Source organism: Mesorhizobium sp. M0119 (genome assembly GCF_040322615.1).
GTDB lineage: Bacteria > Pseudomonadota > Alphaproteobacteria > Rhizobiales > Rhizobiaceae > Mesorhizobium.
On record NZ_JAMYTU010000001.1, the window covers coordinates 189,391 to 202,107 of the forward strand.

General features: G+C 61.6%; 11 protein-coding genes. 8 read left to right on the forward strand and 3 right to left on the reverse strand.

Features of this window, described 5'->3' with window-relative positions; genetic code table 11:
• Positions 1 to 29: 29 nt before the first annotated feature.
• Both ppdK and NKJ40_RS00915 read left to right on the forward strand, forming a co-directional pair.
• The gene (gene ppdK / locus NKJ40_RS00910) at positions 30 to 2,708 is read left to right on the forward strand and encodes a pyruvate, phosphate dikinase (RefSeq protein ID WP_352464003.1); all 2,679 of its coding nucleotides are present in this window, start codon (positions 30 to 32) and stop codon (positions 2,706 to 2,708) included.
• A gap of 192 nt (positions 2,709 to 2,900) precedes the next feature.
• Positions 2,901 to 3,638 carry a polysaccharide deacetylase family protein gene (locus tag NKJ40_RS00915; RefSeq protein ID WP_352464004.1) on the forward strand — a complete coding sequence of 246 codons (738 nt, stop codon included), beginning with the start codon at positions 2,901 to 2,903 and terminating at the stop codon, positions 3,636 to 3,638.
• Here the strand turns inward: NKJ40_RS00915 and NKJ40_RS00920 are convergent, their stop codons facing one another.
• The gene (locus NKJ40_RS00920) at positions 3,639 to 4,028 is read right to left on the reverse strand and encodes a DUF427 domain-containing protein (protein ID WP_352464005.1); all 390 of its coding nucleotides are present in this window, start codon (positions 4,026 to 4,028) and stop codon (positions 3,639 to 3,641) included.
• 126 nt (positions 4,029 to 4,154) lie between these two features.
• Positions 4,155 to 4,541: a hypothetical protein gene (locus tag NKJ40_RS00925; RefSeq protein WP_352464006.1), complete on the reverse strand. Its 387-nt coding sequence runs from the start codon at positions 4,539 to 4,541 to the stop codon at positions 4,155 to 4,157.
• 178 nt (positions 4,542 to 4,719) lie between these two features.
• On the opposite strand from NKJ40_RS00925, the gene NKJ40_RS00930 reads away from it, so the two are divergent.
• Together NKJ40_RS00930 and NKJ40_RS00935 are read left to right on the forward strand one after the other, a co-directional pair.
• Positions 4,720 to 6,348 (forward strand): fatty-acid--CoA ligase, encoded by a 1,629-nt coding sequence (locus NKJ40_RS00930; protein ID WP_352464007.1) that lies wholly within the window; start codon positions 4,720 to 4,722, stop codon positions 6,346 to 6,348.
• 83 nt (positions 6,349 to 6,431) lie between these two features.
• Entirely contained in the window at positions 6,432 to 7,217 is a 786-nt protein-coding gene (locus tag NKJ40_RS00935; RefSeq protein ID WP_352464008.1) for a DUF1499 domain-containing protein, read from the forward strand.
• A 13-nt stretch (positions 7,218 to 7,230) separates the two neighbouring features.
• Here the strand turns inward: NKJ40_RS00935 and NKJ40_RS00940 are convergent, their stop codons facing one another.
• Positions 7,231 to 8,139 carry an MBL fold metallo-hydrolase gene (locus tag NKJ40_RS00940; protein WP_352464009.1) on the reverse strand — a complete coding sequence of 303 codons (909 nt, stop codon included), beginning with the start codon at positions 8,137 to 8,139 and terminating at the stop codon, positions 7,231 to 7,233.
• A 114-nt stretch (positions 8,140 to 8,253) separates the two neighbouring features.
• On the opposite strand from NKJ40_RS00940, the gene NKJ40_RS00945 reads away from it, so the two are divergent.
• From NKJ40_RS00945 to NKJ40_RS00960, 4 genes are all read left to right on the forward strand, one after another.
• Positions 8,254 to 8,844 carry a biotin transporter BioY gene (locus NKJ40_RS00945; protein WP_352464010.1) on the forward strand — a complete coding sequence of 197 codons (591 nt, stop codon included), beginning with the start codon at positions 8,254 to 8,256 and terminating at the stop codon, positions 8,842 to 8,844.
• A gap of 445 nt (positions 8,845 to 9,289) precedes the next feature.
• Positions 9,290 to 9,880: a transcription termination/antitermination protein NusG gene (gene nusG, locus NKJ40_RS00950; RefSeq protein WP_352464011.1), complete on the forward strand. Its 591-nt coding sequence runs from the start codon at positions 9,290 to 9,292 to the stop codon at positions 9,878 to 9,880.
• A 149-nt stretch (positions 9,881 to 10,029) separates the two neighbouring features.
• Entirely contained in the window at positions 10,030 to 11,349 is a 1,320-nt protein-coding gene (locus NKJ40_RS00955; protein WP_352464012.1) for a UDP-glucose dehydrogenase family protein, read from the forward strand.
• A gap of 28 nt (positions 11,350 to 11,377) precedes the next feature.
• The gene (locus tag NKJ40_RS00960; protein ID WP_352464013.1) at positions 11,378 to 12,655 is read left to right on the forward strand and encodes a sugar transferase; all 1,278 of its coding nucleotides are present in this window, start codon (positions 11,378 to 11,380) and stop codon (positions 12,653 to 12,655) included.
• Positions 12,656 to 12,717: the final 62 nt, after the last annotated feature.

The following is a 12,717-nucleotide window of genomic DNA, read 5'->3' on the forward strand; positions in this document are numbered from 1 at the left end:
TTCCAATCTCCTGCAACCGGGGAGCAAGCATGACCAAATGGGTCTACACCTTTGGCGACGGCGCCGCGGAAGGCCGTGCCGGCGACCGCAATCTGCTCGGCGGCAAGGGTGCCAACCTTGCCGAAATGTGCAGCCTGGGCCTGCCGGTGCCGCCGGGCTTCACCATCACCACCGAAGTCTGCAACGCCTATTACGCCAACGGCCACACCTATCCGGCCTCACTGGAGACGGATGTTGCGGTCGCCCTCGACCATATCGGCCGGCTGACCGGGCGCCGTTTCGGCGATCCCTCGAAATTGCTTTTGGTATCGGTGCGTTCCGGTGGCCGCGCTTCCATGCCCGGCATGATGGACACCGTGCTCAATCTTGGCCTCAACGATGAGACGGTCGAGGCGCTGGCCGCCGATTCAGGCGATCCGCGCTTTGCCTATGACAGCTACCGGCGTTTCATCCAGATGTATTCCGATGTCGTCATGGGCCTCGACCACGAGGTGTTCGAGGAAATCCTCGAAGACCAGAAGGGCGGGCTCGGCCATGAGCTCGACACCGAGCTGACAGCCATCGAATGGCAAGGGGTAATCGCGCTCTACAAGGCCAAGGTCGAGGAGGAGCTCGGCAAGCCGTTTCCGCAGGATCCGCACGAGCAGCTCTGGGGCGCCATCGGCGCGGTGTTTTCCAGCTGGATGAACAACCGCGCGATCACCTATCGGCGCCTGCACGACATTCCCGAAAGCTGGGGCACGGCAGTCAATGTCCAGGCCATGGTCTTCGGCAATATGGGCGACACCTCGGCCACCGGCGTTGCCTTCACCCGCAATCCGTCGACCGGCGAAAAGCAGCTTTATGGCGAGTTCCTGGTCAACGCCCAGGGCGAGGATGTCGTTGCCGGAATTCGTACGCCGCAGAACATCACCGAGGCGGCGCGCATTGCCGCCGGTTCCGACAAGCCGTCGCTGCAGAAGCTGATGCCTGACGCCTTCCAGGCTTTCGTCAGCATCTCCGACCGCCTGGAAAAGCACTACCGCGAGATGCAGGATCTCGAATTCACCATCGAGCGCGGCAAATTGTGGATGCTGCAGACCAGGTCGGGCAAGCGCACCGCCAAGGCAGCGCTGAAGATTGCCGTCGACATGGCCAGGGACGGGCTGATTTCAAAGGAGGAGGCCGTCGCCCGCATTGATCCGGCATCGCTCGACCAATTGCTGCATCCGACGATTGATCCGAAGGCGGCGCGCGACATCATCGGCGTTGGCCTGCCGGCCTCTCCAGGTGCTGCCACCGGCGAAATCGTGTTTTCCTCGAACGACGCCGAGGAGGCCAAGACACAAGGCCGCAAGGCGATCCTGGTGCGCATCGAGACCAGCCCCGAAGACATCCATGGCATGCATGCAGCCGAAGGCATCCTGACGACGCGCGGCGGCATGACCAGCCACGCCGCCGTTGTGGCGCGCGGCATGGGCAAGCCTTGCGTTTCGGGCGCAGGCTCGCTGCGCGTCGACTACAAGGCCGGCACGCTGATGGCGATGGGAGCGACCTTCCGCAAGGGCGAGATCATCACCATCGACGGCGGCAACGGCCAGGTGCTGAAAGGCGCCGTACCGATGCTGCAGCCGGAACTCTCGGGCGATTTCGCCGCCATCATGGAATGGGCCGACGGCGCGCGCCGCATGAAGGTGCGAACCAATGCCGAGACGCCGCTGGATGCGCGCATGGCGCGGTCCTTCGGCGCCGAAGGCATCGGCCTTTGCCGCACCGAGCACATGTTCTTCGACGGCGACCGCATCGTTGCCATGCGCGAGATGATCCTGGCCGATACGGAAAAGGACCGGCGAACGGCGCTGGCCAAGCTGTTGCCGATGCAGCGCTCGGATTTCCTCGAACTGTTCGAGATCATGGCCGGGCTGCCGGTGACGATCCGCCTGCTCGATCCGCCGCTGCACGAATTCCTGCCCAAGACCGAAGAGGAGGTGGCCGAGGTCGCCGCCGCCATGGACGTGTCGCCGGACAAGCTCAGGCGGCGCACCGAAGCGCTGCACGAGTTTAATCCGATGTTGGGCCATCGCGGCTGCCGGCTTGCCGTCTCCTATCCCGAAATCGCCGAGATGCAGGCACGAGCCATCTTCGAGGCGGCCGTGGAGGCCGGCAGGAAGGCCGGCGCGCTGGTGGTCCCGGAGATCATGGTACCGCTGGTCGGGCTGGTGAAGGAGCTCACCTTCGTCAAGGCACGCATCGATGCGGTCGCCAAAAGCGTGATGGAGGAGACCGGCGTCAAGATCGAGTACCTGACCGGCACGATGATTGAACTGCCGCGTGCCGCGATCCGCGCCCACGTCATCGCCGAGGCGGCCGAATTCTTCTCCTTCGGCACCAACGATCTGACCCAGACCACTTTCGGCATTTCACGCGACGATGCGGCCTCGTTCCTCGAGACCTATCGCCAGAAAGGCATCATCGAGCAGGATCCGTTCGTGTCGCTCGACATAGAGGGTGTCGGCGAGCTGGTGCGGATGGCGGCCGAAAAGGGCAGGGCGACGCGGCACGACATCAAGCTCGGTATTTGCGGCGAGCATGGCGGCGACCCGGCCTCGATCCATTTCTGCGAAAAGGTCGGCCTCGACTACGTCTCGTGCTCGCCCTACCGGGTGCCGATCGCTAGGCTGGCCGCCGCGCAAGCGGCGGTGCAGGCTGCGAAGGAGGGTCGCGGATAGGAACCGCGCGATCCTTTCACGTACGGTTAAGGACGTGGAGCACGCATTGTGACCTCGCGCTTGCCAAAGGTCAGGCCGGCGGTCAAATTGCCGCTGCCGACGCTTTTGCAGGGGCATCGTCCCGATTTCCGCCTTGATGCCGGTCTTGGGGTCGCCGCTTCAACTTTGATCCGGCCGACCTGGAAATAATCGATGCGCCTGTTCCAAAAGTATTTTTGCGCCGTTGCGATATCGCTGTGGGCTGTCTCTCCTGGCAACGCCCAGTTGCTCATCGCACCGACGCTGCACATCAAGGCCGAGGTGGGCAGCGGCCGCGTCGCGCTGACGCTCGATGCGTGCGGCGGAAGGACCGACACACGGATTCTCTCGGCGCTGGTGGAAAACAAGATTCCCGCCACCATTTTCGTCACCGGCGTCTGGCTGAGGCACAACGCCGCCGCCGTCGAGATCATGCGGGCGCATCCCGAACTGTTTGAATTGGAAAACCATGGCGGCCGCCACGTCCCGGCTGTCGACACTCCGCAAAAGATCTACGGCATTCGCAGTGCCGGCAGCCCGGAGGCCGTGCTGGCCGAGGTCAAATCGGGTGCTGCCGCTCTTGCCGTGACCGGCGAACCGGCGCCGAAATGGTTTCGCGGCGCAACCGCCGAATACAGCCCGTCGGCAATCGCGATGATACGCAAGCTTGGCTTCAAGATCGCGGGATTCTCTGTCAACGGCGATGGCGGCTCATTGCTCGGTGCAAAAGAGACCGCCCGGCGCATTGCCGCAGCAAAGGACGGCGACGTCATCATCGCCCACATCAACCAGCCGACCCATGCCGCCGGCGAAGGCGTGGTGCAGGGACTTCTGGCGCTGAAGGCCAAGGGCCTCACCTTCGTGCGTCTCGACGATGCCGACGGCGTCGGCGATGAAGGCACCACCGACTGATCAGTCGAGCGTGGCCTCGATGGTCACCTTGTTTGGATAGAACGCGCCGTGATCGCGGATATCGGCCATCTCGTCGAACGGCCGCTCATAGGCCCACATCGCATCCCTGCCTGCATCGCCGGCGGGCAGCACGCTCCAATAGCTGGCATCGCCCTTGTAGGGGCAATGGGTCGAGTGTTCGGTCTTGCCAAGCTGTTTGAAGTCGATGTCGCCGAACGGAATGTAGAAAACCGGAGGGTAGGGCGATTCGGTCAGCACTTTGACCTTGCTGGACGAAGCGATGACGACATCGCCGGCGCGCACCGTTACGGTACCCTTGTAAGGCTCGACGGTGATGACCTTGCCCGGATTGCGCTGAAAGCCTGGTGCCGGGTTTGCGATCTGGTCCATGTCGGATCTCCTTGCCTCAACCCAAGATGTGTCTGGCAAGAGCCTTGCGCAAGAGCTGCCTGCCACCAGGCGGGTGTCGCCCGCAGGCGGCAGTCTTGCGCTCTCCTCCGGTATCCCGCCTGGAAATCAGGCCGCGGCCTGGAATGCGTCCATCAGCCCGGCATAGGCGGCGGCAATGCCGGCCACCGGGTTGGTGCTTTTCGAGGTGGTCTCAACCTTCAGCGCACCACCGGTGGCCGGCAAGGTGAGCAGCAGGAACTGGCGATTGCCGCCGTCGCCGACGCAGGCGGCAGCGACGTGCTGGCTTTCGCCCTCGTTCTCGACGCACATCTTGAACAAGAGCGTGCCGCCGACCGCCTCGAGGGCGCCACCGACGACCTCGACGAATTCATCTTCGGAAACGGTTTTGGCGTCGGGCACCAGATCGGCCTGCGCGACATCGGCTGCCACCAGATCGGCCAGACTTTCGGCAAGCGTATTTTCGAGGGCTTTGTCGTCGAACTGCGGGTCCATGCGAACCTCTTTCATTCGCCAATCGCGCCCCGCCCGTTAATCAACGTTAACGCCGAGCATGGCCGGATTGTGGCGAATTCCGCCTCATTTCGCTCCATGCACCGCTCCAGCCCCAGTCCTGGCTGGACAATCCGCCGGTTCGTCCCACAATGGCGAAAAAAATAACGGGAGGAACAAGATGCTCGGGCTGATGCAGGAATGGCCGCTGCTTTGCCACAAGCTGATCGACAACGCCGAAAGGCAGCACGGCAGCCGCGAGATCGTGTCGCGCTCGATCGAGGGGCCGATCGTGCGCAGCACATATGCCGAAATCCATAATCGTGCCCTGAAGGTTGCCGAGCGGCTCGAGCGTGACGGTTTCGCGCTTGGCGACCGCATCGCGACCCTGGCCTGGAACACCGCGCGCCACATCGAGGTCTGGTACGGCATCATGGGTGTCGGCGCGATCTATCACACGCTCAACCCGCGGCTCTTTCCCGAGCAGATCACCTGGATCATGAACAATGCCGGGGATAAGGCGATCTTCGTCGACCTGACCTTCCTGCCGCTGCTTGAAAAGATCGCCGGCGCGGTCAAGTCGCTGAAGCAGGTTATCGTGCTGACCGACAAGGCGCATTTGCCGGAGACTGCGCTGCCCAATGTCGTTGCCTACGAAGAATGGCTCGCTGAAGCCGACGGCAACTTCACCTGGAAGACATTCGACGAAAACACCGCCGCTGGCATGTGCTACACCTCGGGCACGACGGGCGACCCGAAAGGCGTCCTCTACAGCCATCGTTCGAACGTGCTGCACGCCATGATCGCCGCGATGCCCGACGCCATGGGCCTATCGTCGCGCGATACAATACTGCCGGTCGTGCCGATGTTTCACGCCAACGCCTGGGGCCTTGCCCAGAGCGCGCCGATGATCGGCGCCAAGCTGGTCATGCCCGGTTGCAAGATGGATGGCGCTTCGCTCTACGAGCTGCTCGACATCGAGAAGGTGACCTTCAGCGCCGCCGTGCCGACGGTGTGGATGATGCTCCTCCAGCATCTGGAAGAGACCGGCAAGAAATTACCCTATCTGCAGAAAGTCGTCATCGGCGGCTCCTCCTGTCCACGCGCGCTTACGACGAAGTTCCAGGACAATTACGATGTCCAGGTCGTCCACGCCTGGGGCATGACCGAGATGTCGCCGCTTGGCACGCTGTGCACCCTGAAGCCGAACTGTGCCGGGCTGAAGGGCGAGGCCCGCCTCGACGTCCAGCAGAAGCAGGGCTTTACGCCGTTCGGCATCGAAATGAAGGTGACGGACGACGCCGGCAACGAACTGCCATGGGACGGCAAGACCTTCGGCAGGCTCAAGGTCCGCGGGCCGGCCGTCGCGCGCGCCTATTATGGCGGCATCGGATCCGAGCAGTTCGATGAACAGGGCTGGTTCGATACCGGTGACGTCGCGCATATCGACCCCGGCGGCTATATGCAGATCACCGACCGCGCCAAGGACGTGATCAAGTCGGGCGGTGAATGGATCTCGACCATCGAGCTCGAGAACCTGGCGGTCGGCCATCCCGATGTGGCGGAGGCCGCCGCCATCGGCATTCCGCATTCGAAATGGGGCGAGCGGCCTTTGCTCGTGGTTGTGCGTAAGCCGGGCAGGGAGCCGACCAAGACGGACATCCTCGCTTTCATGGACGGCAAGGTGGCGAAGTGGTGGATGCCGGACGACGTCGCCTTTGTCGGCGAAATCCCGCACACCGCTGCCGGCAAGATCCAGAAGATTACCTTGCGCCAGCAGTTCCGGGACTATCGCCTGCCGACGGATTGACCGGAGATGCGGCGTCTTTGCGCCTTCAAGCCGCCGCTGAAAGGCATTATGCCTTTGTTCGGGTTGGGGCAGCGCGGAAAACAATGACGGGAATTCCCGAGCGACAAACGTCGAGGGCTGCCGGTTGGTCGCGGCGCACCGGCACTTTTTCGGCGGTCCTGCTGCTGACGGTTCTTATCGGCCACCGATATGACCTCGTCGAGACGCCGGCATTCCTGTGGGTGCTTGGTATTGTCGCGTTGCTGGCCGCGGTCGCGCTTTTGTTTGCCGGGTTTGCCTTTGCGCGACTGTGGAATTTCGGCGATCGCGGCGGCCATGACCTGACCGCCGGCGCCTTGCTGGCGCTTCTGGTGCTCATCCCTTACGCTGTCGCGGCCTATTGGGCGGCGACCTATCCGCCGCTGCGCGACATCTCGACTGATTTTGACGACCCGCCGGCGCTCGATATTTCTACCCGGACAAAGGACATGAACGAGCTTTTGCCGCCGACGCCCGGCGAGCAGCGCCTGCAAATCGAAGCTTATCCGCTTGTTACCGGACGCAGCTACACCTTGCCTTTCGATCGCGTTCTGGAGGCGGTCAAAACCGTGCTCGATCGGCGCGGCTGGCAGCTCACGGCGCCATTTCCAGAGGCAGCAGGGCAAAGCGACGTGACGGTCGATGCGCTAGCCAAGAGCTTCCTGCTTGGCCTTCCCGCCGATGTCGCCATCCGCGTGACCGATGACGGCGATGCGGTCATCGTCGATATGCGCTCGGCCTCGCGTTACGGCCGCTACGACCTTGGCGACAATGCAGCGCGCATCACCGACTTCCTTGCCGAACTCGACCAGGAAGTCGCCGGCCAGGTGGGCGTGGCGCCGGCGGAATGATATCGGAAGGGTACTACTTTGCCGGCGAATAGATGCCGTCGACAGCCGGCGCGCCATCGGTGTGAACCAGGCCGCGCGCCACCAGGTCTTCGAGATGGGCAAGCACCGACAGGCCGGCTGCGCCATGCAGGCGGGGGTCGGTGTCCCGATAGATCGCGTCCACCATGTCCTTGATTGTCCGGTCGCCGCTGTTGATCCGCTCCAGAATTGCCCGTTCGCGCATTTTGCGATGCGTTTTCAATCCGCGCATGAAGCTGCGCGGCTCGGTCACCGGCCCGCCATGACCGGGCAGCAGCAGCCGGTCGTCACGTTCGATCAGCCGATCGAGCGATGTCATGTAGTCGGCCATCGCGCCATCCGGCGGCGCGACGATCGTGGTTGCCCACGCCATGACGTGATCGGCCGAGAAAAGGATGCCGGTTCCCTCCAGCGCGAAGGCCGCGTGATTGGCGGTATGGCCGGGCGTCAGCACCGTCCGGATCGCCCAACCGTCGCCGTCGATCACCATATCGTCCGGCAGCGCGATATCAGGAACAAAGTCGGTGTCGGCGCTGGCATCGAGCGGATTGACCTCGCCGGTGCGCAACGGCCGCGCCGGGCGATGCCGGCCCTCCGCCAGAACCACCGCACCGGTATGCTGCTTCAACCGCGCCGCCAGCGGCGAATGGTCGCGATGCGTGTGGCTGATGAAGATATGGCTGACCGGCCTGGTCCCGATCGCTTCGAGCAGTGTTCCAAGATGTGCCTCGTCATCCGGTCCGGGATCGATCACCGCCAGCGTCTCGTGCCCGACGATATAGCTGTTGGTCCCGTGAAAGGTGAACGGGCTTGGGTTCCTGGCGGTGACGCGTTGAATACCAGGCGCAACGGCTACGCCCTGGCCGTAGGCAGGATCGAAGCGTGTATCGAATTTCAGCGCCATGCGAACGTCGCGACCTTTTCTGGGGCGAGGGCAAAACCGATTGCCGCATAGCACGGAAGCCAATATAGGAAAACGCAAGGCCGCGTTCGGCGGCAATCCGGAACGGGGAAGACCATGGCAATTGCAACGACGATGCGTCCGCTCATTTCTCTCGCTTTGCCTGAAAGGGGCGCGGCCCGGCTGGCAGGACAGCTTTTGCTGGCGATCGCCGGAACGCTGCTGCTGATCTTGTCTGCCAAGACCAAGGTCATGCTCGGACCGGTCGATATCTCGATGCAGACGCTCGCCGTCTTCCTGATCGCTGCCTCCTTCGGCATGCGCCTTGGCGTCGCCACGCTGCTTCTCTACATGGCTGAGGGCGCATCGGGCCTTCCGGTTTTCCAGAGCACGCCCGAAAAGGGCATCGGTATCGCTTACATGCTCGGTTCGACCGGCGGTTATCTAGCCGGCTTCGTCGTCATGGCGGCGATCGTCGGCTGGGCTGCCGACCGTGGCTGGGATCGCCATCCTATCAAGCTCTTCAATGCCATGCTGGTGGCCGAGATCGTCATGATGGCAATGGGCTTTGCCTGGCTGGCGCTGTTGATCGGCCCGGAAAAATCCTGGCAGTTCGGGGTGTTGCCCTTTATCGTCGGTGATCTGATCAAGGTTGCGCTGGCCGCGAGCCTGGTGCCGGCTGTCTGGTCGCTGCTGAAGCGGTCGTGAAGCCGGTCGAGCGGAACTGAAGTCAGAACAGAACTGCACGTTGCATCGCTGTCACCATGTTGTTGCCTGAACCCCATGACTCGATGGTAACCTGTTCTGCGCGACAATGGTTTTTCGCCGTAGTTGGTGTGGCCGTGCAGGATCTTTCTCGCTGGCGGCAGGCTTGTGCGCGACGCCATCCGTCACATTAGCTTCAAGTCGACGGACTAAGTACCAGAACCAACGGGCGATTCGTCACGACCAGCGTAACCAAGCACCTACGTATGGAAATAAATTGCTCGACATAGCATCTCAGCCAGCTGAAAAAGAAAGCGGCTCGATGATTATTTAGGCACAGCTAAATTTCTGGACAATGTGTAGGAAATTCTTAACCCAACGGCCTTGACTCTAGTGGCTTGGTTGCTTGCTGGTATCCAGACACTGTCGTAACCGTTGACCTGAGATCATGCCGCCGACCGCCGAAGGAAGACACGTGAGTAGCGCGGAAAAAACAACGAGCAAGGCAACAACCCTGTCGCCTGAGCCGACGGCCGCGCCGGCAACTCGCTGGTACGCGGCCAGCGTCTTTCCCGGGAAGGAGCATGTCGCCGAGCGGCATCTCCGGATCCAGGGATTCCAGCCCTTTGTGCCTCGCTGCGAGAAAACCGTGCGTCATGCCCGGCGGCTCGAAACACGAGTTGCGGCTTATTTCCCCGGTTATATGTTCATCGCCATCGACATCGCGTTGCAACGTTGGCGCTCGATCAACGGAACGTTCGGTGTGCGTTCCCTGGTCATGCAGGCCGACCGGCCTTTGCCTGTCCCCTCCGGTCTGGTAGAGCGCTTCATTGCGTTGACCGGCAGGCACGGCCTGCTCGATTTCAGCGGCGGCCTCGCAGCCGGTGCTTCGGTTCGGATCCTTTCCGGCCCTTTCGCGGAAATGATCGGTCGCCTTGACCGGCTCGATCCAGCCGGAAGGGCTCGGGTTCTGGTTGCCATCATGAATGGCGAGATACCTGTCGACCTTGATGCCAGGGAGCTCGTCGCCATCGCATAGTCGTAAGCATCGAAGTGCGGCGAGGCGATGCAAATTGTTGTAGGATCGGCTCTCGGGTTTTCACCCGGGAGTGCGGTAGCCGTCTTTCGGTAGGGAGTGGGCGCTGTCTGGCGAGATCGTCTCGTCGGCGCTGATTGAGAGTACGCGATATGCGGATAACAATGATTGGTGCCGGCTATGTGGGGCTCGTCTCGGGCGCCTGCTTCGCCGATTTTGGCCATCAGGTCTGCTGCGTCGATCGTGACGCGGAAAAGCTTGCCATGCTCAAACTTGGCAAGATACCGATCTATGAGCCAGGGCTCGACGACCTCGTTACGACCAACACCGCGCAAGGTCGCTTGCGTTTCGATGACAATCTGGCCGATGCGGTTTCGCAATCGGATGTCGTCTTCATTGCCGTGGGCACGCCGTCGCGGCGTGGCGACGGCCATGCCGATTTATCCTTCGTCTACGACGCGGCCGCCGAAGTTGGCCGCGCGCTCAAGGGGTTTACGGTTGTGGTGACGAAATCGACCGTCCCTGTCGGTACCGGCGATGAGGTGGAACGGATCATCCGCGAGCAAAATCCCGCCGCCGATTTTGCGGTGGTCTCCAATCCGGAATTTCTTCGCGAAGGATCGGCAATCGAGGACTTCAAACGGCCCGACCGCATCATTGTCGGGACCGATGCCGAACGGGCCAAAGCCGTCATGGGCGAGATCTACCGTCCACTCTCGCTGAATGTCGCACCGATATTCTATACGAGCCGGCGTACGGCGGAGCTTACCAAATATGCCGGCAACGCGTTTCTGGCCATGAAGATCACCTTCATCAACGAAATTGCCGATCTCTGCGAACGGTTGGGAGCCGATGTGCAGGACGTCGCGCGCGGCATCGGCATGGACAACCGCATCGGCGCAAAGTTCCTTCACGCCGGGCCGGGCTATGGCGGTTCCTGTTTCCCGAAAGATACGCTGGCACTGGTCAAGACCGCGCAGGACGCGGCAAGCCCGGTGCGGCTGATTGAAACGACGGTCTCGATAAACGACCAGCGTAAACGGGCGATGGCGCGCAAGGTGGTTGAGGCCTGCGGCGGCTCTGTGCGCGGCAAGTCCATCGGTATCCTCGGCCTTACGTTCAAGCCGAACACCGACGATATGCGCGACGCCCCCTCATTGGCCATCATTCAGGCACTCCAGGACGCAGGCGCTTCGATCAAGGCCTATGATCCGGTCGGCATGGAGCAGGCGCGCAAGATGATAGAGGGCATTGAATTCGGAGAAAGCGCCTACGCGGTGGCCGATGGCGCGCACGCGATCGTCATTGTCACCGAGTGGAACGCGTTTCGGTCACTGGATCTGAAGCGGCTCCGTGCAGTCATGGCGACGCCGGTGATGGTCGACCTGCGAAACGTCTATCGCGGCGAGGACGTCGTCAGGGAAGGGATAACCTATTCCAGCGTTGGCCGAGAGCGGCATCTTGTCAGGTGAACGTCCGGGTTGATTCGCGGGATTCAAATTGATCGCCACCACCATCCATTTACCCAACAAACGGCATCTCCTGCTCCGGATGCGCTTTCAGCTGCTTGGCGGATTGACATTCGCGATTCTGCTGCCGGCGCTGATCCGCCTGTCGGTCGATCAGGATGTGATCCGGTCACCGAACCTGCAGGTCACGATCTTTGCGGCGCTTATCGCTCACACGACAGGTTATTCCTTTTATAAGCGCATCGGCAATTTCCCGGGCGTTGCAGCGGCTGGCTACATCCTGCCAACCTTCGCCCTGACCTACGGCCTGGTGTTCGCGACGATCTTCTTCTTCAGGTTCGATTACAGCCGGTTCCAGGCAGCGGCGAGCTTCATTCAATCGACATTGTGGTATTTTGGTTTGAGCTTGGCCACCCGGCGGCTCGATGCACACCGACTGGCGATCATTCCCGGCGGAGACGTCAACAGGCTGGAGAGCATACCGGGCGTTAGCTGGCACAGGATTCATTCGCCTGACACGGTCGTCGAGTATGCGACCGGCGTGGTGGCCGATCTTCGAGCCGACCTTTCAGATGAGTGGGAGCGGTATATTGCCGACAGCGCGCTCTCGGGAACGCCGGTCTATCATGTCAAGCAAATAAGCGAGTCGCTCACAGGCAGGGTGGAGATCGAGCATCTTTCTGAAAATACTCTAGGCTCCTTGAATCCAAACCAGGCTTACCTGAAAATAAAGCAGGCGATAGACTGGGCTTCTGCGCTATTTGTGCTTGTTGTTTTCTCACCATTGCTGTTGTTCGTGGCGATTGCTGTAAAGATCGATTCGCCTGGACCGGCGCTATTTAGACAGAAGCGAATGGGCTATAGAGGTCATCCCTACGAGGTCTACAAGTTTAGAACGATGAAGCTCAGCGAGACCGCTGTCGACGAGAAGGAAGCGGCCATCACGAAAGCCGGCGACACACGCATCACCCGTTTGGGACAGTTCTTGAGAAAGTCCAGGATCGACGAGTTGCCGCAGGCCTTCAACATCCTGCGCGGCGAGATGAGCTGGATCGGACCGCGGCCGGAAGCACTTGTACTGTCGAAATGGTACGAGGCGGAGCTGCCATTCTATCGCTACCGCCACATCGTTCGGCCTGGCATTACCGGATGGGCGCAAGTCAACCAGGGCCATGTTGCAGCCGTCGACGACGTCTTGGAAAAGCTTCACTACGACTTCTACTACATCAAGAATTTCTCCCCTTGGCTCGACGTGCTGATCGTGTTTCGTACCATCCGAACCATGCTGACGGGATTTGGCGCGCGTTGACAAGGCGGTAAAGATCGCTAGTCGACGTAGCCAAGCCGCGGCCCACAAGCTTCGCGGGATGA